General features: G+C 70.8%; 22 protein-coding genes, 1 pseudogene and 1 riboswitch. Of the genes and pseudogenes, 10 read left to right on the forward strand and 13 right to left on the reverse strand.

The annotated features are described in order from the left end of the window. Nucleotides 1-119 precede the first annotated feature (119 nt). Both E0497_RS15370 and E0497_RS15375 read right to left on the reverse strand, forming a co-directional pair. On the reverse strand, nucleotides 120-1211 hold the full coding sequence (locus E0497_RS15370) for a T3SS (YopN, CesT) and YbjN peptide-binding chaperone 1 (RefSeq protein WP_137725669.1): 1092 nt from the start codon (nucleotides 1209-1211) through the stop codon (nucleotides 120-122). Between the two features lie 53 nt (nucleotides 1212-1264). Then, nucleotides 1265-1900 carry a DUF4232 domain-containing protein gene (locus tag E0497_RS15375; RefSeq protein ID WP_137725670.1) on the reverse strand — a complete coding sequence of 212 codons (636 nt, stop codon included), beginning with the start codon at nucleotides 1898-1900 and terminating at the stop codon, nucleotides 1265-1267. 131 nt (nucleotides 1901-2031) lie between these two features. Here E0497_RS15375 and E0497_RS15380 point away from each other — a divergent pair, with 131 nt between their 5' ends. The 4 genes from E0497_RS15380 to E0497_RS15395 all read left to right on the forward strand — a co-directional run bounded on the left by E0497_RS15380 (nucleotide 2032) and on the right by E0497_RS15395 (nucleotide 5511). Then, the gene (locus tag E0497_RS15380) at nucleotides 2032-2508 is read left to right on the forward strand and encodes a MarR family winged helix-turn-helix transcriptional regulator (RefSeq protein WP_137725671.1); all 477 of its coding nucleotides are present in this window, start codon (nucleotides 2032-2034) and stop codon (nucleotides 2506-2508) included. After that, nucleotides 2501-4285 carry an AMP-dependent synthetase/ligase gene (locus E0497_RS15385; protein ID WP_137725672.1) on the forward strand — a complete coding sequence of 595 codons (1785 nt, stop codon included), beginning with the start codon at nucleotides 2501-2503 and terminating at the stop codon, nucleotides 4283-4285. The genes E0497_RS15380 and E0497_RS15385 overlap by 8 nt, the downstream gene beginning before the upstream one ends. Nucleotides 4286-4357: 72 nt before the next feature. Beyond that, on the forward strand, nucleotides 4358-4864 hold the full coding sequence (locus E0497_RS15390) for a hypothetical protein (RefSeq protein WP_137725673.1): 507 nt from the start codon (nucleotides 4358-4360) through the stop codon (nucleotides 4862-4864). Then, entirely contained in the window at nucleotides 4861-5511 is a 651-nt protein-coding gene (locus E0497_RS15395; protein WP_241665918.1) for an RES family NAD+ phosphorylase, read from the forward strand. Before E0497_RS15390 ends, E0497_RS15395 begins: the two co-directional genes overlap by 4 nt. Here the strand turns inward: E0497_RS15395 and E0497_RS15400 are convergent. Continuing rightward, nucleotides 5494-6273, reverse strand: coding sequence for an NAD-dependent deacylase (locus E0497_RS15400; RefSeq protein WP_137725674.1), 780 nt, complete (start codon nucleotides 6271-6273; stop codon nucleotides 5494-5496). The genes E0497_RS15395 and E0497_RS15400 overlap by 18 nt on opposite strands. Nucleotides 6274-6352: 79 nt before the next feature. Between E0497_RS15400 and E0497_RS15405 the strand changes: the two genes are divergently transcribed. Together E0497_RS15405 and E0497_RS15410 are read left to right on the forward strand one after the other, a co-directional pair. After that, nucleotides 6353-7225 carry a uracil-DNA glycosylase gene (locus E0497_RS15405; protein WP_137725675.1) on the forward strand — a complete coding sequence of 291 codons (873 nt, stop codon included), beginning with the start codon at nucleotides 6353-6355 and terminating at the stop codon, nucleotides 7223-7225. A 108-nt stretch (nucleotides 7226-7333) separates the two neighbouring features. Continuing rightward, complete coding sequence (locus tag E0497_RS15410; protein WP_137725676.1) at nucleotides 7334-8866, forward strand: FAD-binding protein; 1533 nt, start codon at nucleotides 7334-7336, stop codon at nucleotides 8864-8866. A gap of 58 nt (nucleotides 8867-8924) precedes the next feature. On the opposite strand, the gene E0497_RS15415 is transcribed toward E0497_RS15410, so the two are convergent. From E0497_RS15415 to E0497_RS15440, 6 genes and pseudogenes are all read right to left on the reverse strand, one after another. Further along, nucleotides 8925-9626 carry a S1 family peptidase gene (locus tag E0497_RS15415; protein WP_241665919.1) on the reverse strand — a complete coding sequence of 234 codons (702 nt, stop codon included), beginning with the start codon at nucleotides 9624-9626 and terminating at the stop codon, nucleotides 8925-8927. Nucleotides 9627-9631: 5 nt separating this feature from the next. After that, a pseudogene (locus tag E0497_RS15420) lies at nucleotides 9632-10018 on the reverse strand (M23 family metallopeptidase); the annotation flags it as partial. A 331-nt stretch (nucleotides 10019-10349) separates the two neighbouring features. Further along, nucleotides 10350-11114, reverse strand: a complete 765-nt coding sequence (locus tag E0497_RS15425) for an ABC transporter ATP-binding protein (protein WP_137725678.1) — start codon at nucleotides 11112-11114, stop codon at nucleotides 10350-10352. Continuing rightward, nucleotides 11107-11892, reverse strand: coding sequence for an ABC transporter permease (locus E0497_RS15430; protein WP_137725679.1), 786 nt, complete (start codon nucleotides 11890-11892; stop codon nucleotides 11107-11109). The genes E0497_RS15425 and E0497_RS15430 overlap by 8 nt, the downstream gene beginning before the upstream one ends. Next, complete coding sequence (locus tag E0497_RS15435; protein WP_421958353.1) at nucleotides 11876-12865, reverse strand: ABC transporter substrate-binding protein; 990 nt, start codon at nucleotides 12863-12865, stop codon at nucleotides 11876-11878. The genes E0497_RS15430 and E0497_RS15435 overlap by 17 nt, the downstream gene beginning before the upstream one ends. Before the next feature lie 26 nt (nucleotides 12866-12891). Continuing rightward, nucleotides 12892-13626 (reverse strand): TenA family protein, encoded by a 735-nt coding sequence (locus tag E0497_RS15440; protein WP_137725680.1) that lies wholly within the window; start codon nucleotides 13624-13626, stop codon nucleotides 12892-12894. After that, a riboswitch (TPP riboswitch) is annotated at nucleotides 13619-13717 on the reverse strand. (Overlaps the previous gene by 8 nt.) 112 nt (nucleotides 13718-13829) lie before the next feature. On the opposite strand from E0497_RS15440, the gene E0497_RS15445 reads away from it, so the two are divergent. Then, nucleotides 13830-15377: a carboxylesterase/lipase family protein gene (locus E0497_RS15445; protein ID WP_137725722.1), complete on the forward strand. Its 1548-nt coding sequence runs from the start codon at nucleotides 13830-13832 to the stop codon at nucleotides 15375-15377. Between the two features lie 12 nt (nucleotides 15378-15389). Here E0497_RS15445 and E0497_RS15450 read toward each other — a convergent pair whose 3' ends face one another. From E0497_RS15450 to E0497_RS15460, 3 genes are read right to left on the reverse strand one after another with little or no spacing between them, the layout of a single operon-like run. Continuing rightward, entirely contained in the window at nucleotides 15390-15686 is a 297-nt protein-coding gene (locus E0497_RS15450) for a DUF2470 domain-containing protein (RefSeq protein WP_137725681.1), read from the reverse strand. A gap of 18 nt (nucleotides 15687-15704) precedes the next feature. After that, a complete protein-coding gene (locus E0497_RS15455) occupies nucleotides 15705-18212 on the reverse strand; it encodes an ABC transporter permease (protein ID WP_241665920.1) in 2508 nt (835 codons plus the stop codon). 2 nt (nucleotides 18213-18214) lie between these two features. After that, nucleotides 18215-18985 carry an ABC transporter ATP-binding protein gene (locus tag E0497_RS15460; RefSeq protein ID WP_137725683.1) on the reverse strand — a complete coding sequence of 257 codons (771 nt, stop codon included), beginning with the start codon at nucleotides 18983-18985 and terminating at the stop codon, nucleotides 18215-18217. Between the two features lie 109 nt (nucleotides 18986-19094). Here E0497_RS15460 and E0497_RS15465 point away from each other — a divergent pair, with 109 nt between their 5' ends. Continuing rightward, on the forward strand, nucleotides 19095-20345 hold the full coding sequence (locus E0497_RS15465; RefSeq protein WP_137725684.1) for a sensor histidine kinase: 1251 nt from the start codon (nucleotides 19095-19097) through the stop codon (nucleotides 20343-20345). Then, nucleotides 20333-20977, forward strand: a complete 645-nt coding sequence (locus E0497_RS15470) for a response regulator (RefSeq protein WP_137725685.1) — start codon at nucleotides 20333-20335, stop codon at nucleotides 20975-20977. The genes E0497_RS15465 and E0497_RS15470 overlap by 13 nt, the downstream gene beginning before the upstream one ends. Nucleotides 20978-20987: 10 nt before the next feature. Here E0497_RS15470 and E0497_RS15475 read toward each other — a convergent pair whose 3' ends face one another. Further along, the gene (locus tag E0497_RS15475; protein ID WP_421958352.1) at nucleotides 20988-21287 is read right to left on the reverse strand and encodes a hypothetical protein; all 300 of its coding nucleotides are present in this window, start codon (nucleotides 21285-21287) and stop codon (nucleotides 20988-20990) included. A 168-nt stretch (nucleotides 21288-21455) separates the two neighbouring features. Here E0497_RS15475 and E0497_RS21110 point away from each other — a divergent pair, with 168 nt between their 5' ends. After that, a complete protein-coding gene (locus E0497_RS21110; protein WP_370654908.1) occupies nucleotides 21456-21524 on the forward strand; it encodes an Rv1535 domain-containing protein in 69 nt (22 codons plus the stop codon). Nucleotides 21525-21561 lie beyond the last annotated feature (37 nt).

Consider the following 21561-nt stretch of genomic DNA (forward strand, 5'->3'; position numbering starts at 1 on the left):
CCTGCCCACCGGCCAAGGCGCCGGCACCGCCGAGGACGCTCTCGACACCGCCTGCGGCCTCTACCTCGCAGACCCGACCGCGTGGGGCTGAACCCCCGACGAACTAACGCCGACGACCACTAGTCCTCGAGGTCGTCGAACAGTGACGGCTGGATGGGCTCCTGGACGGGCCGTGGCGGTTCGGCGATCGGTGTGTCCGAGGCTTGCACAGCCGGAGTGACCGCCGGTGCCGGTGCCGGTGCGGCGCCTTCGGCGGTGTCGGGTGCGGGCGGGAAGTGCAGGTATCCGCCGAAGTGGGAGGCGAATTCTTCGTCGACGCCGCCGAGGAATTCGCCGAGGTGTTCGACGAGGTCGGCGAGGTGTTGCGGCACGAAGGGGTCGGCGAGCAGGTCGATCATGACGCGCAGGCGGTCTTCGTACAGGGCGAATCGCAGGTGCGGCCAGCGCCGGTTGAGGTCGCCGATCAGTTCGGAAGCACGGGTGCGTCCGGCGATGTCGCGGACCAGGGGTGCCCACAGTTGGATCTCGGGGGCGGCCTCGTTCGCGATGACGAGGGCGAGTGCGGACCCGAATCGCAGCACGATGTCGCCGTCGGCGTCGCGTTCGGGTTCCTGCCCGTACATGTCGGTGAGGGTGTGTGCGATCACCTGCCGCAGGTGGTCGGTGTCGCGGGGGCGGATCGCGACGTACCGGTCCAGCGGTGTGGGTGTCGGGGTGCTCGCGGCGGCATCGGGGTCGGTCGCCCCGTCTTCCCCGAGGTGCTGGGACGACAGGAAACTCGGGTGCGGCACCGCCCACGTCTCCCGGAACACCGACAGGATCATCGAGGCGAGTTGGTCCGCCCAGCGCGGCGACTTCTCCACGACGAAGGAGAACTCGGCGGCGGTGTCGTCGTCGGCCGGCTGCGTCCAGCCCTGCGCGTGCAGGCGGGCGCAGTCGGTGTCGGACAGGCGCCGCCACGGCGGCAGATGCAGGTCGGTGGGGATGCCGCAGCGCACGAGCGGCCCGTCGGGGCCGTCGATGATGTGGCACTGCACGAACGGCATGCGGCCGTCGGCGTCGTCCGTCTCGCACACCGTTTCGACGATCACCTGGTCGTCGACGGTTGCGGATGCGATCCGGTCGGCGAGACGGACCCGACACGTTCCCCACGCGTCACCGATCGTGCGATCGAAATCGCCACCGGCGAATCTGTTCGAGAACTCGGACACGGCGTCTACGGTATCGTGCCAGGTTTCGCCACCTCACGGTCGGGCGGCGGCCCTCACCCGGTCACGGCCTGCACGGACAACTGGTCGATGCTGTCGCCGGTCGCCGAACAGCCTGTCGTCGCATACGGCACGAACACCGGATCGGTGTCGTTCGGCGGGTAGACGCGTAGTCCCGCGACGGGTGTCGACGCGCACGCCTCCGCCGGGTAGTTCGCGACGTTCACGGCCCGCACCTGCGCGGTCGCGGCCGCGTCCGGGGCCAGGGTCACCGTCCCGTGGGAGGGGCCTTCGCGGGTCGCGGCGGCCCCGACCTGGGTGCCGTCGGGTCCGCCCTGGACGTAGGAGACGCCGGGGAATCCGTCGAGCACGCACGTGCGGGTGCCGGTGTTGGTGAACACGAGCGGCAGGAGCGACGAGCCGGCCGCACCCTGCGCCTGGCCGAGCGTCACCTGCAACTCGCCCGTGGCGCAGCCGTCCGTGCCGACGGTGGCCGCGAGTGCTCCGGCCGCTGCCTGCACCGTGGTGGTCTCGGGGGCCGGGTGTGCCGCGGTGGAGTCCTGGTCGGCACTGCATCCGGTGGCGGTCAGGGCCGCAGCGATCCCCAGAGTTCCCAGCACGAGTGTTCTCCGGCCGCGCACGCCGCGTCCGTGTGGCCACCGGTCGCGACCGGTGTTCGTCTTCTCGGGCATGGTCCGAGCCTCCTCACCTGAATCGGCGGCAGCTTCCCCGGTGAATATCCCACGTGTGACGCGCCACCGCTGGTCATCGGGCACTCGACGGCGAACGTTCGGGGCGAACCCGGCGGGCGTACAGTTGCACCGTGCAACACGAACCGGTGGTCGATCCGACGTCCGCAGTGCACGCGGAGCTGGTGCAGTTGGCGCGGGCGCTCGTCGCCGGAGGACGCGACACCGCGGGCGGTCCGTCGTTCGCGCAGCACTCGCTGCTCGCGTACATCGCCCGGCATCCGGGATGCCGGGCCACCGACATCTCCGAGGCGTTCGGGCTCAACCGCTCGACGGTGTCCCGGCAGTTGCGCGGATGCGTCGACTCCGGGTGGGCGCTCGCCGAGCCCGGATCGTTGCGCACCGGCTACCCGCTGCGGCTGACCACGCACGGTGTCGAGGTGCTCGCGGTCGCCGACACCCGGCGGCTCGACGAGGTCCGCGCCCGGTTGCGCGGCTGGTCCCCGGACGAGATCGCCCAGTTCGCGAACATTCTGCGGCGTTTCCGGAACGCGGAGGACCCCGTCGACCTGCCCGCCACCCCCCGACTTGGAGATGACGCCCATGCGTGAATACGGCACCGCCGCCGACTTCGCTGTCGCCCAGGACGACGCGCTCGTCCATACCGTGTTCGAGCACGCTCGCCGCCGAGCCGACCTGGTGGTGTTCTCCCGCCCCGACGGCGTCGATTGGGTGGACGTCACCGCCGCCGAGTTCGCGGCGCAGGTCACTGCGGTCGCCAAGGGGCTCGTCGCCGCCGGTGTCGGTGCGGGGGACCGGGTCGCGCTGCTGTCGCCCACCCGGTACGAGTGGTCGCTGTTCGACTTCGCGATCTGGGCGGCCGGCGCGGTGTCGGTGCCGATCTATGATTCGTCGTCGCCCGACCAGATCGACTGGATCGTTCGAGATTCCGGCGCGGTTCTCGCGATCGTCGAAACCGATGCGCATGCAGCAGGATTCGACGACACCGGGATCGGGCGGGTGCTGCGGATCGAGGCCGGCGCCGTCGACACGCTGATCGCCGAGGGTGCCGGCGTCGACGACGCGGTGATCGCCGACCGGCTGGCCGGGATCCGTGCCGACGACCTGGCGTCGCTGGTGTACACATCCGGCACCACGGGCCGCCCCAAGGGCTGCATCCTCACCCACCGCAACCTGCTGTCGGAGGTGCGCGGCATCCTCAATGCGTCGATCGGTGAGGTGGCGCGCCCCGGCAATCGGATGCTCACGTTCCTACCGCTCGCGCACGTCCTGGCCCGTGCGGTGTCCCTCGCGATGTTCGAAGCCGGTGGGATGCAGGCACACTGGTCGAACTTCGGGACCGTCGCCGGGCAGTTCGAACGCTTCCGCCCGCACGTGATCCTCGGGGTGCCGCGGGTGTTCGAGAAGGTGCGTGACGCGGCCGCCGCGTCCGCGGACCGGGGCGGCCGCATCCCGCGGGAGATCTTCCGGTTCGCCGAGGACACCGCCGTCGCCTACAGCGAGGCCCTCGACGCGGGCGGCCCGTCCCGTCGGCTGAAGGCCCTCCACGCCGTCGCGGACCGACTCGTCTACCGCAAGCTGCGGGCCGCGATCGGCGACGAATGCTGGTGGGCGATCTCCGGTGGTGGCGCGCTGATGCCGCGGCTCGGGCACTTCTTCCGCGGCGCCGGCATCCCCGTCTACGAGGGTTACGGCCTCACCGAATCGACGGCGGCGCACTGCGTCAACGTGCCCCGGCAGCAGAAGATCGGCACTGTCGGCCGGCCCCTGTCGGGCAACACCGTCCGCATCGCTGCCGACGGCGAGATCGAACTGCGCGGCGGGGTCGTGTTCGACGGCTACTGGCGTAACGAGCAGGCCACCGCCGACGCGCTGCACGACGGCTGGCTGCGCACCGGTGATCTCGGTGAACTCGATGCCGACGGCTATCTCGTGCTCACCGGGCGCAAGAAGGATCTTCTGGTCACCGCGGGCGGCAAGAACGTCTCACCCGGCCCGCTCGAGGACCGACTGCGCTCGCACGTGCTGATCTCGCAGGCCGTCGTCGTCGGTGACGGGCGCCCGTTCGTCGGCGCCCTGCTCACCGTCGACGCGGAACCGTTCGAGCACTGGAAGACGTCGAACGCCAAACCGGCGACGGCGACCGTCGCGGACCTGATCGACGACGCCGACCTGCGCGCCGCCCTGCAGGCGGTGATCGACGACGCCAACACCACCGTCTCGCACGCCGAGGCGATCAAACGGTTCGAGATCCTGCCCCGCGACCTCACCGAGGAAGCCGGGGAACTCACCGCCACTCTCAAGATCAAGCGGAACGTGGTCTCCGACCGCTTCGCCGGGCACATCGAGGCGATCTACGAGCGCTGAGCGGCGTCCACGACGCGTGGATGTGATGATTGACCGGTTGACTTGACGGGTTGACCGGGTCACGATGGTGGCATGAGCATGCCGTTGAAGCAGGTCGTGGACGATCAGCTCGAAGCCAGCGGAATGGCCGCCGAGCAACTCGACGATGCCGACGCCCAGTACGTCAAGGCCGGCGTTGCGAAGGTGCTGTCGAACCTCCGTGCGCGTCGTGTCTGGGAAGCGCACATCGGGCCGATCCTGACCCCGCGGCAGATGCTCGACATCACCGGTTGGTCGAAGCAGGCGCTCAGCCAGGCCGTGCAGGCGCACCGTGTTCTGCGCCTCGAAGCCGAGGACGGCACGTTCGGGTACTGGTCCGGCGGCGTCACCGAGACGACACCGCACCGCCCGCACCGAGGAGTGAAAGAGACCCTGACGGCATGGGCGACGGCCGAGATGGACAGCTGGACGATTGCGTCGTGGCTGTCGACGACACAGCCGGAACTCGGTGACAGAACCCCACATCAGGCGCTGGTGGACGGTGACTGGGACGCTGTGGTGACTCTCGCTCAGCAGGCTGCGGGACGACTCGCATCGTGACTGCACCGCGAGCGAGTCAGCATCTGGCCGTCCCGCCGTCGCCGAGTGCACCCCGCGGTAAGTTCCCCCATCTGGTGGTTCCCGCAGGAACAGTTGTGTACCGGACGCACGCGGCGAAACTGAATCCCTGGTGGTTCGGTAGTTCACTCGACAACCGTTTCGACCTACCCGACCCGTCCGGTACCTGCTATCTCGCGGAGTCGGAGATCGTCGGACTGCTCGAAGCATGGGCCGGCGTCCGGATGATCTCGCATACGACTGTCGCCACACGCGCGATCTCCACGCTCGACATCGGCCGGGACCTGGTTCTGGCAGATGTCACAGCGAATGCTGCGATCAAGTTCGGTGTCACCGCCGAAATCTCCACGACGATCGACTATCCGCTCACGCAAGCGTGGGCGCAGGCGCTGCACGCGGCCGGATTCGACGGGATCCGGTACTGGGCGCGCCACGACCTCACGCACACGCACGCGTGCATCGCAGTGTTCGATTCGGCTGGTGACCAGACGAACTCGCACACGCTCACCAGTGAGTACGTGGTGCAGTCCTCGGACCGCCTTCTCGATCGGGGCGACCTGCTCGCAGAGATGGAGCAGAGCGCGGGCATTACGGTCCTGATGCCGCCGTCGTCACTCGGTCCGGTCTGACCGGCCCCGCTGAGCGGCGTCCACGAGCGCGGGTAGTCCGACGGCGGCGGTCGTCCGCCACGAATACTGGACGTGGTCGCTGAGATCGGTTGCCTGCGGGTTGATTTCGACGACGGTGGCGCCGGAGTCGAGGGCGCGCAGCGGCAGTGCGGCGGCCGGGTACACCACCGCGGACGTGCCGACGACGAGCAGTAGGTCGCAGGCGGCGGCGGCCTTCTCGGCGCGGTCCCAGGCGTCGGAGGGCAGGTTCTCCCCGAACCACACCGCGCCCGGGCGGATGTCACCACCGCACGCCGGGCAGGACGGCGGCGGCACCGGCCCGGTGGGTTCGACGTCGAGTCCGCCGTCCGACGGGAACGGGGCTGCGCAGCGGCTGCAGCGCGGGGCGAACAGGCTGCCGTGCAGGTGCGCGGCCACGGCGCTGCCGGCGCGTTCGTGCAGGTCGTCGACGTTCTGGGTGACGATCGTCAGGTCGGTGCCGCGGGCCCAGTCGGCCAGCGCCCGGTGCCCGGCGTTCGGGTGCACCCGGCGCACCAGTCCGGTCCGCCACTGGTACCACGCCCACACCAGTCCGGGGTCACGGTCCCAGCCGTCGGGGCTCGCCAACTGTTCGGGGGCGAACCGTTCCCACAGCCCGGTCTGCGCGTCCCGGAACGTCGGGACGCCGGATTCGGCGGACATGCCGGCACCGGTGAACACCACCACGTTCCGGGCGCAGCGGACGGTGTCGGCGAGGGCGGGATCGGGGGCGTCGGTGTGCATGGCGTCGATTGTGCCGAGTCCGGGCGGACCGCGGCGATCCGATCGGGTTGAATCGAGGCATGTTCAGGCGTGTGCTCCGATGACCGGCCCGTTGCTGCCCCACCCCGGCACCGGCGCGGTGTTCCCGTCTCCGGTGCCGCCGGGCACCGGGTGGCCGGAGGATCCCGCCGCCGCGGACACCCCCGTCGCCCGGTCGGCCGCCGACGTCGCCGACCTGGCGGCCGGTGCGGGCAGCCTCGCCGAGATCGACGCCCGGGTCAGCGTGTGCCGGGCCTGCCCGCGACTCGTGCAGTGGCGGGAGGACGTCGCCGAGACCAAACGCCGGTCGTTCGCCGGCCAGCCGTACTGGGGGCGCCCGGTCACCGGCTACGGCGACACGTTCCCGAAGCTGCTGATCATGGGGTTGGCGCCGGCCGCGAACGGCGGTAACCGGACCGGCCGGATGTTCACCGGCGACCGGTCGGGGGACTGGCTGTTCCGGTCGCTGCACCGGGTCGGTATCGCCAACAAGCCGACCGCCGAGTTCACCGGGGACGGGCAGAAACTGTTCGGGGCCCGGATGATCTCGACGGTCCGCTGTGCGCCGCCGGACAACAAGCCGACGGTCACCGAACGGGACTGCTGCGCAGGCTGGTTGGACGCCGAACTCGCCGACATCCTGCCGTTCGTGCGGGCCGTCGTCGCGCTCGGCACGTACGGCTGGGATGCGACGCTGCGCGCGATCCGGCACTCCGGCGGCAGCGTCCCACGCCCGAAACCGAAGTTCGGGCACGGCGCCACCACCGTCGTCCACACCGCGAACGGTAAGGCGCTCACCGTGATCGGCTGCTACCACCCGAGCCAGCAGAACACGTTCACCGGACGGCTCACCGAACAGATGCTCGACGACGTCCTCTCCCGTGCCCGCGATCTGGCCGGACTCGGTTGGGGCTGCGGCGGTTCCGGACGCTGAACCGGGTGTCCTCTCAGCGGGACGAACCCTGGAGGCGGGCCGCCGCCCTGTGCCTACCATCACACCCGGGCCGACGGTTGTCGGCGACGCACGCGGAAAGGGTGGACGATGGTCGACTGGAACGAAGAATGTGACGTGCTGGTGGTGGGCTCGGGTGCGGGCGGTGTCACCGGCGCCTACACCGCGGCTCGTGAGGGACTCGACGTGATCCTGGTCGAGGCGACCGACAAGTTCGGCGGCACCACCGCCTACTCCGGTGGCGGCGGATTCTGGTTCCCGGCCAACCCGGTCCTGAAGCGGGCCGGCACCGACGACACGATCGAGGACGCGCTCGAGTACTACCACGCCGTCGTCGGCGACCGGACCCCGCGCGAGTTGCAGGACACCTACGTCCGCGGCGGCGCGCCGCTCGTCGAGTACCTCGAGCAGGACGAGAACCTGAAGTTCGAGATGCTGCCGTGGCCCGACTACTACGGCAAGGCACCCAAGGCGCGCAACGACGGCCAGCGGCACACCATGCCGACCCCGATGCCGGTGTCCGAGATCGGGGACCTGCACGAACTGATCCGTGGCCCGCTCGACTTCGACCGGATCGGCACGCCGCTGCCGGACATGCTCGTCGGTGGCCGGGCCCTGGTCGGTCGGTTCCTCAAGTCGATCCGTACCTACCCCAACGCGGCACTCCATTTGAACAGTCCGCTGGTCGAACTCGTCACCGAGGACGGGGCCGTCGTCGGCGGCATCGTCGAACGTGACGGCGGACGGGTCGCGATCCGCGCCCGCAAGGGCGTCGTCATGGCCGCCGGCGGTTTCGAGGGCAACGACGAACTGCGCCAGAAGTACGGTGTCCCCGGTGTCGCCCGCGACACGATGGGCCCGTGGGGCAACCTCGGTCAGGCGCACCAGGCGGGCATCGCCGTCGGCGCCGACACCGACCTGATGGATCAGGCGTGGTGGTCGCCGGGCCTGACACATCCGGACGGGCGCTCGGCGTTCGCGCTGTGCTTCACCGGCGGCATCTTCGTGTCCCAGGACGGCAAGCGGTTCGTCAACGAGTCCGCGCCGTACGACCGGCTCGGCCGCGACGTCATCGCAGCGATGGAGGCCGGTTCGGTCACGTTGCCGTACTGGATGATCTACGACGACAAGCAGGGGCCGCGTCCGCCGATCGCGGCGACCAACCTGTCGATGGTCGAAACCGAGAAGTACGTCGACGCCGGCCTGTGGCACTCGGCGGACACCCTCGACGAGCTCGCCGCGAAGATCGGGGTCCCGGCCGACGCGCTGGCCGCCACGGTCGCCCGGTTCAACGAACTGGCCGCCACCGGCGTCGACAGGGACTTCGGTCGCGGCGACGAAGCCTACGATCGGGCGTTCACCGGTGGGGCGTCGCCGCTGGTGCCCATCGAGCAGGGCCCGTTCCACGCGGCCGCGTTCGGCATCTCCGACCTCGGCACCAAGGGCGGCCTGCGCACCGACACCGCCGCACGCGTCCTCGACACGTCCGGCACCCCCATCCCCGGCCTGTACGCGGCCGGCAACACGATGGCCGCACCCAGCGGCTACGTCTACCCCGGCGGCGGCAACCCGATCGGCACGTCGATGCTGTTCAGCCACCTCGCGGTGATGGACATGGTGTAGGCGCTCCGCACCCGTGCGCCTTTTTGGTAGCCCCGACTACCAAAAAGGCGCACAGCGGTCAGGGGGTGACGGTGAATCCCTGGCCGATCGGATTCGGCTGGGCGGCGATGCTCGCGAGGACGGCGGCGAAGTCGATGAACTCGAACGGGCCGCGGACCATGCCGACCAGTCGGCCGCCGTCGATGTAGGCGGGTCCTCCGCTGTCGCCGCCGTTCGCGGCGACAGCGGAGGCGATCCGGGTGGCGGCCTGCGCGAGGATCGGACCGCACGTGACGCCGGTGCGGGCGCCGGCCTTGCACAGGGTGCCGTCGAGGGTGGGTGTCCCGATGCCGTCGAGTCGCACGTCCGGGCCGGTTGCGGACAGGACAGCGTTCGGGTTCAGGGTGATGACGACGTAGTCGACGTGCGGGTCCCGGTAGGCGATCGTGCCGATCGGATCTTCGGTCCCGGACGCCCCGAACCGGTAGACGGTGGCCCCGTCGGGGTATTCGGTGGCGCCGCCGGCCACCGCCGACACGCAGTGCCCGGCGGAGATGGCGATCTTGTTGCCGAGCGTGTCGGTGCCGACGGCGCCGAGCGTGCAGTAGTCCGGCATCGACAGCGGATTCGCCGGTCCCGCGTCGGGGTGCGCGGTCCAGGCGATCCCGTTCGACACGATCCCGGTGCCGGCGGGTGCCGCCGATGCGACCTGGGTGACGGTGAGTGCCGGTGCGAGCGTGGCGGCCGCGGCGACCGTCGCCGCCAGGACGGACGTCGTCACGGTGCTCACCAGGTGACCGCCACACCGTTGTTGCGCAGCCAGGCCTGCGGATCGACCTGGGCGCCGCTGGGATCCCAGACCTCGAAGTGCAGGTGCGGGCCGGTGGACTGGCCGCGGTTGCCGACCGTTGCGATCTGCTGACCGGCCGCGACACGCTGTCCGACGCCGACGATGTAGGTGTCGACGTGGCCGTACACCGTGATGGTGCCGTCGGTGTGCCGCACCCGCACCCACTGTCCGAATCCGTCGGCGGGGCCGGCGTTGATCACGGTGCCGGCGGCGGCCGAGTAGATCGGGGTGCCGAGTCCGGCACCGATGTCGACTCCGTTGTGGTGGGTTCCCCAGCGCGGGCCGTAGCTCGAGGTGAGGACGCCGGACACCGGTTGCACGGCGCCGCCGACCGACCCGAACATGTGGACCGATCCGGTGGACGGAGCCGCGGTGGCGACGGTTGCGGTGCCGAGGAGGGTGCCGGCGGCCAGGATCGTGCCGACGATGACGGAGAGAGCGCGGTGCTGACGCATGAGAGTTTTCCTTGCTTTCAACTTCTGATCGGCGCCCGGGGCGAATTCGCCTCTCCGGAAGTGCCGTAACAAAAGCGTAACGAGGAAGTCTCGATCCGTCGAGTGTTTATCGAATATTTATTTCATCGACTTTTCTACCGACTGGTTTCTATTTGTCGGGAATTTAATCGGATTTTTTCCGGTGGGATACCGACCGGAATTATCGGGGGCGGGCCGATTCCTGTTCGGTCAGGGCGCGACGCGATTCGTCGTGCAGCACCGCGATCAGCTCGCGTTCGATCGCCGCGAACTCCGGGGCAGTGACGAGCGGCAACGCGCGTGGCCTCGGCAGATCCACGACCATCTCGCACCGTACCGTGGCCGGCCGCGCCGACAACACGACCACCCGGTCGGACAGGAACACTGCCTCACGCACGTCGTGCGTGATCATCAGAACCGTCCACCGGTATTGCTGCCACACGTCCTGCAGCCACGTCTGCATTTCGGTGCGGGTGAGCGAATCGAGCGCACCGAACGGTTCGTCGAGCAGCAGCACCGGCCGATCCTGCACGACGGTCCGCAGCAGCGCCGCACGCTGCCGCATTCCGCCGGACAACTCGTGCGGCCGGGCATGTTCGAAACCGGTGAGACCGAATCGGGGGAACAGTTCCGCGGCGCGGTCCCGGGCCGCGGCGCGCGGCACCCGCTGCACCTCGAGGCCGAGGGTGGTGTTGTCGAGGATCGACCGCCACGGCAGCAGTAGATCCTTCTGCGGCATGTGCGCGCACGTCGGGGCGACCGCGGTGCCGGTGTCCGGTGCCGCGAGTCCGGCCACGATCGAGAAGAGTGTGCTCTTGCCGCAGCCGCTCGGCCCGATCACCGACACGAACTCGCCGGGTCGGACGGTCAGGTCGACGCCGTCGAGGACGCGGCGGGAACCGAACGATTTGGTGACGGACGACAGTGCGACGATCGGCTCAGTCATGGCGACTCTCCTCGTGCGTCTGCCTGATCCACGGGGCGACGGCCCGTTCGATCGCGAACGTGCACAGGTACAGTGCGACGCTGATCGTCGCGGTCACGAGCACCGCGGCCAGCACCAGATCGGTGCGGAACGAGTTCTTCTGCACACTCATGTAGATGCCGAGCCCCGCACTGGCCCCGACGTATTCGGCGAACACCGCGCCGACGACCGCGTAGGTGACACCGATCCGCAGGGCCGTGAAGAACCGGGGGAGCGCCGACGGCAGCCGCACGTACCGGAACTGCTGCCACCGCGACGCCCCCATCCCGCGCAGCAGGGCTCCGGCGTCCCGGTCGGCCGACGCGAACCCCTCGATCAGCCCGATCGCCATCGGGAAGAACGTGGCCAGCGCGATCACCAGGATCTTCGGCAGCAGCCCGAACCCGAACCAGATGATCATCAACGGGGCGATCGCGATGATCGGCAGCGTCTGCGACACCACGAACAGCGGAACCAGCGCCCGCCGCAGCCACGGCGAGAAGTCGACGAGCACCGCGAGCGCCCACGCCACCACGAGGGACACGGCGAACCCGAGCAGCGTCACCTGCAGCGTCGCCCACGCGTGGACGGCGATGTCGTCGCGGTGCGACCAGCCCTGGCCGGCGACCCGGGCCGGTGACGGCAGCACCTGCGGGCGGATGCCGCTGACACTCACGTAGATCTGCCACGCGGCGACCAGCAGGGCCGCGACGACGACCGCCGGCAGCAACCGGCGCACGGCGCTACGCGCTGTACTCATCGGTGAAGTACGTCGACCAGTCCGGTTCGACGGTCAGCGGCGCCCCGTCCGGTCCGGCGAGCAGACCGTGCCGGAACAGGAACCCGGAGTAGCCGGCCCACTGTTCGAGCGTCTGCGTGCCGACCCGTCCGTCCACGTCTTTCATGTAGTCGGCCGCGAGCATCCGCTGACTCTCGTGGACGAGTGCCTCGTCGGTGAAGACGCCCGGGTTGGCGTCGATCAGCGCCTGCGCGCCGCGATCGGGGTCGTCGGCGGCCACCTGGTAGCCGCGCTGCAGCGCCTGCACGAACCTGCGGGCCTGCTCGGGATGCTCGGCGAGCCAGCCCTGGTTGCCGCTCACGACGATCGCGTACGCGTCCGGGAACCCGAAGTCGGTGTAGTGGAAGTAGCGCATCGGGGTGCCGCGGCGGGCGGCCTCGATGCCCTCCCACGCGAAGTACGACGCGGTGAAGTCGGCCTGGCCGCCGTACACTGCCTCGTACGCCGACGTGCCGAGTACGACGGTGTCGAATGTGCCTGTGCCGCCGTCGTTCCGGATGACCTGGCGCAGCGTCTCCCTCTCACCGGGATCGCCGAACCCGGCATAGACCTTGCCGTCGAGAGCCTTCGGGCTCGCGAGGTCGGTGCGGTCGGCCTGGACGCCGATCCCCGTCGCCCAGTGCTGCAGCGGTGCCAGCACCGACACCGTCTGCGCGCCCGCGGCCCGCGCGAACGTCGCCGCATCCTGGAAGCTGACCCCGAATTCGGCGTTGCCGGCGTCGACGAGCGTGTCCGGGGAGGTGTTGTTGTAGGGCAGCACTTCGACGTCGAGTCCGGCGTCCGCGAACCACCCCTCCTGCAACGCCACGAACAGGCCGGTGTGGTTGGTGTTCGGGGTCCAGTCGAGGGCGAAGCGGATCGTGTCTCCGGAATCGCCGGAGCTGCATGCGGTGACCGTGCCCAGCGCCGTCGCCACGATCGCCGACACGGTCAGCAGGCGGCGCGGCCGCGACACCCGGGTCACGACGCGGGCCACGGCTGCGGGTGCAGCGTGGTGTCCCAGAACAGGAACTCGTAGCGGGTCGCGACGACGAACGCGCGGACCATCGCGTCCCGCTGCGCGGGCGTCGCGGCGTCGGCGGCCGCGTCGACGAGTCGTCGTGCGGTGGAGACGGATTCGTGGAACGCCGGGTCGTCGTAGGTGGTGACCCACTGCGCGTACGGGTGCGACGGGTCGGCGGCCAGCACGTCGTGTGCGCTCGCGGCCAGACGACGCCCCACCTCGGCGTAGATCCAGAAACAGGGCAGCACCGCGGCCGCGGCCACCGGGTACGGTTCGGTGGCCGCGGTTGCCGTCAGATACGACACGTACCCGAGGCAGGCCGGTGAATGTTCCGGTGCCCCGGCGCTTTCCGGGAGCAGACCGTTCGACAGCAGGTCCTCGTGCAGCCCGGATTCGACGACCGCGGCGGTCGCCGCCGACGTCGCCCAGAACGCGGCGGTCTGCGGATCGGGTGACGTGGCGGCCACCAGGGCGAGGGCCTTGGCGTACTCGGTGAGGTACAGCGAGTCCTGCTCGATGTAGGTGCGGAACACGTCCAGCGGCAGGGTGCCGTCACCGAGACGGCGCAGGAACTCCATGTCGTCGATCGCGGCCCGCAGGTCCGCGGTGTGCTCCCACAACAGATCCGTGAAGCGGGCGCCGGCCGGAGCGGTGGAGCCGGATCCGGACGGATCGTGGACAGACGTCGTCATGTGTGGACATCCCTTCGTCAGCATTACCTGATGCAGGTTCTCCGGGTGTGATCTCAGCCCCGCTCTGTGCGGAGCACCCCGTGTCGGTGAACGACCATAACACCGCCGGATTGGTACGTTGGCATGCGGCGGCACACGGCGCATACAGCGCACGGAGGGCAGGAGGTCGATCCGTGGAACCTGTGGACGTACTGGACGCCGGACTGTCCGAGCAGCCGGAGACGATCGTCACCGCCACGGTGGCCGGCCCGGTCCGCGGGCACGCCGACGGCACCGTCTTCGCCTGGAAGGGCATTCCGTACGCGGCATCCCCGACCGGTGACCTGCGGTTTCGTAGCCCGATGCCGCCGGAGTCGTGGAGCGACGTCCTCGACTGCGCGGCGTTCGGGGCGATGGCCCCGCAGGGCCACGACACGTCGGTGCCGCTCGACCCGTCGATGCGGATCGACGAGGACTGCCTGACGGTCAACGTGTGGGCGCCGCGCCCCGACGGGGTGGCGCGTCCGGTGATGGTGTGGATCCACGGCGGCGCCTACTGTCTGGGCTCGTCCGCGCAGCCCGTCTACGACGGCCGGTTGCTCGTCGAACGCGGTGACGTCGTGCTCGTCACGTTCAACTACCGGCTGGGTGCGCTCGGTTTCCTGGACCTGTCGTCGCTGTCGACGGCGGACCGGATGTTCGAGTCGAATCTGGGTCTGCGGGACCAGATCGCGGCCCTGGAGTGGGTGCGCGACAACATCGCGGCGTTCGGCGGCGACCCCGGCGAGGTGACCCTGTTCGGGGAGTCGTCGGGTGGCGGGTCGATCACCACGTTGATGACGGTGCCGCGAGCCGAGGGCCTGTTCCATCGGGCCATCGCGCAGAGTCCGCCCGCGACGTCGGTGTACGGCGCGCAGCGGGCCGCGACCGTCGCCCGCCGCTATCTCGAGATCCTGGATCTGCCGGCCGGGCGGGTCGGGGACCTGCTGGATCTGCCGGTCGAACAGCTGGTGAAGGCCGGTGACCTGCTCGTCGACGAGATCCCCACCCGGGTGCCGGGGACACTGGCGATGGCGCCGGTCGTCGACCGGGATCTGGTGCCGCACTACCCGGTGGCGGCGTTCCAGAAGGGGTACTCGCACCGGATCCCGCTCATCATCGGATCCAACAAGGACGAGGCGTCGATCTTCAAGTTCATGCGCTCACCGCTGCTGCCGGTCAGTTCCGAGGCCGTGCAGCAGATGTTCGCCGGCCTGGCCGACGACAACCCGGACATGCCGCCGACCCGGCTCGCCGAGATCGCCGCCGCCTACCCGGACGCCGCGAAACCCCGTGGGGTGCTGGCACTGTCGCGGGATGCGGCGTTCCGGATGCCGGCGCTGTGGGTGGCCGACGCGCACAGCCGGCACTCGCCGACGTGGATGTACCGGTTCGACCACGCCACCCCGATGCTCAAGGCGGCCCGGGTCGGGGCGGGGCACGCCACCGAACTGCCGTACGTGTTCGGCAATTTCGGCACCCTCAGCCCCGACCCGTCGTTCTGGCTCGGGGGCCGCCGGAGCGCCCTCGAGGTGTCGGGACGGGTGCAGCGCCGCTGGCTCGCGTTCGCGCGGCACGCCGTCCCGGCCGCCCTCGACGGATCCAAACACTGGGCCCCCTACACCGAGGCGACGCGGTCGACACTGCTCATCGACAACCACGACAGCCTCGTCGTCGACCCCGAACACGACATGCGCATCGCGTGGGGCGACCGGGTGATGGGGTTCAGCTGAACCGGAACCGGCTCAGTGCTCGGTCGGCTCGATCCCCAGACGCTCGTACGCGGCCTGACACAGGGCGACGACCTCGACGCGGATCGACGGCCGGTCGGTGACCTGCCCGATCCACGGCACCCGCACGGTCTTCTCGGCGCCGTCGACGGTGATCGTCCACTCGCCGGCCTCGCTGTCGAGACCCGTCATGCGGGCGGCGGTGGCGGTCGGTTCCGCGAACGCGCGGACGATGTGCAGGTTGTCGCCGGTGTGATCGTCGTTCATGTGGCGGGCCACGGCGGCGACGACGGCGGGATCGAAGGAAGTCATGACGGCGAGCCTAACCGTCTACTCGCGGGTGCCGATCGCGGCGACCGGATCGGCGCGCATCGCGGTCCGGGTGGGGATCGCGATCGCGATCAGGCCCAGCAGCACGGTGCCGGCGACGAGCAGCCCGTAGACGGTGGGGGACACCGTGGGGATCGGGCGCCCGGACACCGCGACCGCGATCCCCGCGAGCGGGGGTGCCGCGATCACCGTGCCCAGGATCGCGGCGACCGTCACGACGATCACCGATTCGGTGCGCATCATCGCCCGCACCTGCCGGGTACTCGCCCCGACGAGGCGGAGCAGCGCGAATTCGCGGCCGCGTTCGGCGGTGGCCAGCACGAGCGTGTTGACGACGGCCACCGCGAGGTAGCCGAGCAGCACGACGAGCGCCACCAGATTCACGCCGGACTGCATGCGCCGCTGGTCCTGGCCGGCGGCCGCGAACTCGCCCCGGTCGGCGACGGCGACACCACCGAGCGCGGTGATCGCGGCGTGCGCCTCGTCGATGCGTCCGGGGTGCGCGGACACCAGCAGGGTGTCGCCCAGGCCGGATGTGGTGTGCGCGAGCACCTGCGACACGGGCAGGGTCACGTCACCGAAGCCGAGACCGCGCCCGTACGTCGCGACCACCTCGGGGGTGACGAGGGTGCCGTCGCCGAGTCGCAGCGTGACGGTGCCGCCGACGCGGGTGCTCATCGCGAACGCCGCGTCGGTGGACAGCGCGACGGCGCCGTCCCGCAGCCGTCCCAGGTCGCCGTCGCGGACGTCGAGGTCGAGGGTGGATGCGGTCGTGGCCGGGTCGATGCCCTGGACCGGGTACGTCTCGGTGGTCGGCGTTTCTCCACCGGTGGTGAACAGGGCGGTGGTCCGGGCAATCGGATTCGCCTCGCGGACAGCGCCGTTCGCGGAGATGTCGTCGATCAGTGCCGGGGACAACCCGGCCGGTGCGGTGACGACGAGGTCCGCGGTGATGCCGTTGCGGGACTGGTCGTCGGCGGCCGCGGACACGGTGTCCTGCGTGAACAGTTGGACGGCGCCGATCGCGATCGCCAACGCCAGCGGGGTGATCGCGGACGCCAGACGCCGCGACCGGGCGCCCGCGTTCGCGGCGGCGAGGACGAACGCCGGGGACGCACTGCGGCGCAGCGGGCCACCGAACCAGCGGACCGCACCGCCGACGAGGACCGGGCCCAGCAGTGCCACCGCGATCACCAGCAGCATTGCCGACGCACCGGCACCGGCGATCGCCGCCGGACCCGGCAGCACCATCGGCAACAGCGACGTCGCGATGCCGCCGGCGCCGAACACGACCCCGGTGACGAGACGACCCCAGCCGACGGTGGTCGGTTCGACCGCGGATTCCCGCAGCGCCTCGGTGGGATCGAGTCGGGCCGGACGCCGGGCGGCGACCGCGCCCGCGATCCGGGCCGTCACGAGCGCGAGAACGGCGCCGACGACGGCGGGGATCGGACCCACCGCGAGCGCGAAGTCCGACGGCAGCACCCCCGCGTCGACGAACCGGGAGTGCAGGAGTCGGGCGAGCGCGTAGCCGGGTGCGGTACCCAGCAGTGCGGCGGCGCCCGCGACGAGCAGCACCTCGGTGCCGACCAGTCGGTGGACCTGGCCGGGGGTCGCGCCCGTCGCCCGCAGCAGCGCGAACTCGCGGCGCCGCTGCTGGATCGACAGCGACAGGGTGCTCGACACCACGAACATCGCGATGAGGATCGCCACGCCCGCGAACGCCGCAGCCAGCGCCATCAACTCGCTGCGGGCGGCGCCGGCATCGAGGAACTCGACGTCGCCGCGCGCGTCACCGGTGTAGGTGACCACGTCGAGTCCCGGCAGTGCATCCCGTGCGCGGACGGCGAGCGACGACGCGTCGACCCCGTCCGCGGCGAGCAGACCGACCGCGGCGACCCCGTCTCCGTGCGGCCACAGGTCACCGATCCGGGCGTCGGACAGGAAGACCGTCGCCGGCCGGTCGACGGGCTCGGGCTGCGGGGCCGACACGACCCCGACGACGGTGTACTCGTCACCGATACCACCGTGGCGCAACGTGATCCGGTCACCGACCGTGTCGTTGCCGGTCACCACGACCTCGTCGGACGCCACGGGGGCGCGGCCGTCGGTGAGCGTGTACGGCGCCAGGACCGTCGACGACCACGGATGTGCGCCGAGCAGACGGCCGTCGTCGGTGGACAGCGGCACCGTGCGGTCGGCGACCGCGGCCCGCACCCCCGGTATCCGGGACAGGTCGTCGACCGCCGAGGCGGGGAGCAGTGCGCGTTCGACGAACGGCTGGTCGACGTCCTCGCGCACGTCCAGGGCCTGGGGTGCCCCGACGACGACGTCGGCCCCCGCGTACCGGTGCGGGGTGACGCCGCCGCGGATCCCGGACTCGAACAGCACGGCCAGCCCGCATGTGAGGGCCGCCGCGCAGAACACGGCGACGAACACGGCCGCGAAACTGCCCCGCCGCTGCCGCACGTTCGCGAGCGCCAGACGCGGCAGACGGGAACGACGCATGCTCACCACTCCCCGAGACGGGTCATGTGGTCGGCGACCGCCGCGGCACTGGGCGAATCCATCCGCCCGACGAGACGGCCGTCGGCGAGGAACAGCACCCGGTCGGCGTGGGCGGCGGCCACCGGATCGTGGGTGACCATGACGATCGTCTGGCCGAGGTCGGTGGTGGTGTGGCGCAACAGGTCCAGCACCTGGCGTCCGGTGCGGGAATCGAGTGCGCCGGTCGGCTCGTCGGCGAACACCGCGTGCGGCCGGGTGATCAACGCCCGCGCGATCGCGACCCGCTGCTGCTGACCCCCGGACATCTCGGCGGGGCGCCGGCCGCGCTTGTCGGCCAGGCCGACCGCGTCCAGCACGTGGTCGAGGTGCGCGCGGTCCGCGCGGCGGCCGGCCAGCAGCAGCGGCAGCGTCACGTTCTGTTCGACGGTGAGCGCGGCCATGAGGTTGTACGCCTGGAAGACGAAGCCGATGTGATCGCGACGGAAGAGTGTGCGGGCCTTGGGCTTCAGGGCGCTGATCTCGGTGTCGCCGAGCCACACCGACCCGCGGGTGGGCCGGTCGAGGCCGGCGGCGCAGTGCAGGAACGTGCTCTTGCCCGAGCCCGACGGCCCCATGATCGCGGTGAAACTGCCCGGGGCGAGGGACAGGCTGACGGCGTCGAGCGCGGTGACCTGCGTGCGCCCGGAACCGTACGTCCTGCTCACGTCGGCGAGGCGGACCGCCGACTGCGGGGGACTCTGCACCGGGGGCAGGGGAGAGGTGAAGGAGGTCATGGCGACAACGCTAGGAATCGGCGACGCCGCAGAACATCCCGTGCGGTACCCGATCGATGGTGTAGCCGGCTCTACCGACAGCGCCGCTGTCGTGCGGCATGCTGGGGTGGTGCAGTGGACCGAACGCCTGAACGAGCGGTGGCGCGCCGTCCGCTTCCTCGTGGTCGAGGCCGGTGCCGCCGTCGTGTCGCTCTGCTTCCTCGTGGTCGGGCTGGTGGTCGGGTCGATGCTGATCCTGATCGTCGGCTGGCTCGCGGTGCCCGCCTACGTGCAGGCACTCCGATGGTGGGCGGGCCGGGCGCGGCGACGATCGTCCGCCTACTCGGGCCGGGACGTGGCCGAACGGTATCCGACCGTCCCCGACAGCCCCGGTTTCGGCGACCTGCGCCGACTGCTCACCGCGCCGTCGACGCGCCGCGACTTCGGGTGGGTCGCGGTCCACTCCGTCGCGGCGCTCACGTCCGGGCTTCTCGCGATCGTTCTCCCGCTCGCGGCCGTGAACTCCTTCGCGATCCTGTTCTACTGGCAGGCGCTGCCGCCGGACGAGCCGGTGAGCAACATCTACCCGGTCACCTCGTGGTGGGGTGCGGCAGGGATGCCGCTGGTAGGGGTCGGGTACGTGATGCTGGCGTGGTGGGGGATCCCGGCCCTCGCCCGCGGTATCGCCGGGCTGGCCGGGACGCTCCTCGCGCCGGGGCGGGAAACCGAACTGTCCGAACGGATCTCGGCGCTGACGGTGAGCCGGGCCGCCGCCCTCGACGCGCATGCCGCGGAACTGCGCCGCATCGAACGCGACCTGCACGACGGCGCCCAGAACCGGCTCGTCGCCGTCGTCATGATGCTGGGGCTGGCGGAACGCTCGCTGCGGGTCGCACCCGACCAGGCACTGCCGCAACTGTTGCGGGCGCAGGACGCGGCGTCGGACGCGCTGTCGGAGCTGCGGACCCTCGTCCACGACATCTACCCGCCGATCCTCGACGAACTCGGTCTCGGCGGGGCCGTCTCCGCGCTCGCCGGCCGCAGCAGCGTGCCGTGCATCCTCGACACCGGTGGGCTGCGGCGCGCACCGGCCGCGGTGGAGGCGGCGGCTTACTTCGTGATCGCGGAGGCGCTCACCAACGTCGCCAAACACAGTGGCGCCGGGCAGGTCCGGGTGACCCTGTCCACGCGCGACGACGAGCTGGGTGCGGCGCTGGTCATCGATGTCCGGGACGACGGTATCGGCGGGGCCGTCGACGCGGCGGGCGGCGGAGTGGCGGGGATCCGGCGCCGCGTGGCAGCGTTCGAGGGGACGATGACGCTGGACAGCCCGCTCGGCGGGCCGACGAGACTCGAGGTGGAACTGCCGTGCGGATTCTGATCGCGGAGGACGACGCGCTGCTGCGGGAAGGCCTCGCCCTGCTGCTCGGCAGTGTGGGTATCGAGGTGACCGCCGCCGTCGACGACGCCGACAAGTTCCTCGCCGCGTTCGAGGCCGACCCGCCGGACGGCGCGGTGCTCGACGTGCGGATGCCGCCGACGCACACCAACGAGGGGCTGAAGGCCGCGATCGAGGCGCGCCGGCGGCACCCCGGGTTCCCGGTGCTGGTGCTGTCCGCGTACGTCGAGGACCGGTACGCGGGGGAGCTGCTGTCCGGCGGCGCGTCCGGGGTCGGTTACCTCCTCAAGGAGCGGGTCGGCAAGGTCGAGGAGTTCGTCGACGCCCTCCACCGGGTGGTCGACGGCGGCACCGTGATGGATCCGGAGGTGATCTCGCAGCTGATGAGCCGGCGCCGCGCCGACGACCCGATCCGCACCCTCACCCCGCGGGAATCCGAGGTGCTCGGTCTCATGGCCGAGGGGCTCGGAAACACCGACATCGCCCGCAAACTCGTCGTGAGCGACACCGCGGTGAGCAAGCACATCGGCAACATCTTCGCCAAGCTCGGGCTGTCGGCGTCCGACAGCGGGCACCGCCGGGTGCTCGCGGTCCTCGCGCACCTGCGGTCCTGACCGCAGCGGGTCACACGGTTTCGAGCGCCTCGCCCACCTCGCGCAGCGCCCGGTGCCGTTGGTCCTCGGCGAGGGTGTGGCCGACGGCGATCGCGAGAGCGACGGGCCAGTCGATCACCTCGAGCGCGGCGAGCAGGCCGAGGGCGGCGAAGTAGGCCAGCTGGTCGGGGCGGGGGACGCCGACGTCCCCGATCAGGGGCAGCCGGATCGCGAACCGGGAGCCGTGGGTGATCCGGTCGAGGGCCGCTCGGTGCGAGTCCGGGGCCGGGGGTCGTTCGACGGTGGTGTCGGTCCGGATGGTATCGGTCACTGTTCGCCTCGCCTGTTCGAGTCGTTCACCTGCTGTACACCTACACCGGTCATCGTGGTGGTCGTGACCGTTTCGTTATCAGCGCTCTCGACCGCCTCGGCGGTGTCGTCGTTCGCCTCCGCCGTCCGGTCGGCCGCCCCGGACCCGGTGACCGGTGCCGTGACCTCGGTGCTCACCCCGCCGTTGCGGCACGCGTACGCGGTGCTGCTGCGTGCCGGTGTGCTCGTCGTCGACTGACCGAGCCGCCGCTCGGCCCACCAGGTGAGCACCCGCG

The organism is Prescottella subtropica (assembly GCF_005434945.1).
Taxonomy (GTDB): domain Bacteria; phylum Actinomycetota; class Actinomycetes; order Mycobacteriales; family Mycobacteriaceae; genus Prescottella; species Prescottella subtropica.

Bases quoted from the DNA above. Each gene is read 5' to 3' on its own strand.
- E0497_RS15375 (WP_137725670.1), bottom strand. From the start codon at position 1,900: ATGCCCGAGAAGACGAACACCGGTCGCGACCGGTGGCCACACGGACGC.
- E0497_RS15385 (WP_137725672.1), top strand. From the start codon at position 2,501: ATGCGTGAATACGGCACCGCCGCCGACTTCGCTGTCGCCCAGGACGAC.
- E0497_RS15390 (WP_137725673.1), top strand. From the start codon at position 4,358: ATGAGCATGCCGTTGAAGCAGGTCGTGGACGATCAGCTCGAAGCCAGC.
- E0497_RS15400 (WP_137725674.1), bottom strand. From the start codon at position 6,273: ATGCACACCGACGCCCCCGATCCCGCCCTCGCCGACACCGTCCGCTGC.
- E0497_RS15405 (WP_137725675.1), top strand. From the start codon at position 6,353: ATGACCGGCCCGTTGCTGCCCCACCCCGGCACCGGCGCGGTGTTCCCG.
- E0497_RS15410 (WP_137725676.1), top strand. From the start codon at position 7,334: ATGGTCGACTGGAACGAAGAATGTGACGTGCTGGTGGTGGGCTCGGGT.
- E0497_RS15425 (WP_137725678.1), bottom strand. From the start codon at position 11,114: ATGACTGAGCCGATCGTCGCACTGTCGTCCGTCACCAAATCGTTCGGT.
- E0497_RS15430 (WP_137725679.1), bottom strand. From the start codon at position 11,892: ATGAGTACAGCGCGTAGCGCCGTGCGCCGGTTGCTGCCGGCGGTCGTC.
- E0497_RS15440 (WP_137725680.1), bottom strand. From the start codon at position 13,626: ATGACGACGTCTGTCCACGATCCGTCCGGATCCGGCTCCACCGCTCCG.
- E0497_RS15450 (WP_137725681.1), bottom strand. From the start codon at position 15,686: ATGACTTCCTTCGATCCCGCCGTCGTCGCCGCCGTGGCCCGCCACATG.
- E0497_RS15455 (WP_241665920.1), bottom strand. From the start codon at position 18,212: ATGCGTCGTTCCCGTCTGCCGCGTCTGGCGCTCGCGAACGTGCGGCAG.
- E0497_RS15460 (WP_137725683.1), bottom strand. From the start codon at position 18,985: ATGACCTCCTTCACCTCTCCCCTGCCCCCGGTGCAGAGTCCCCCGCAG.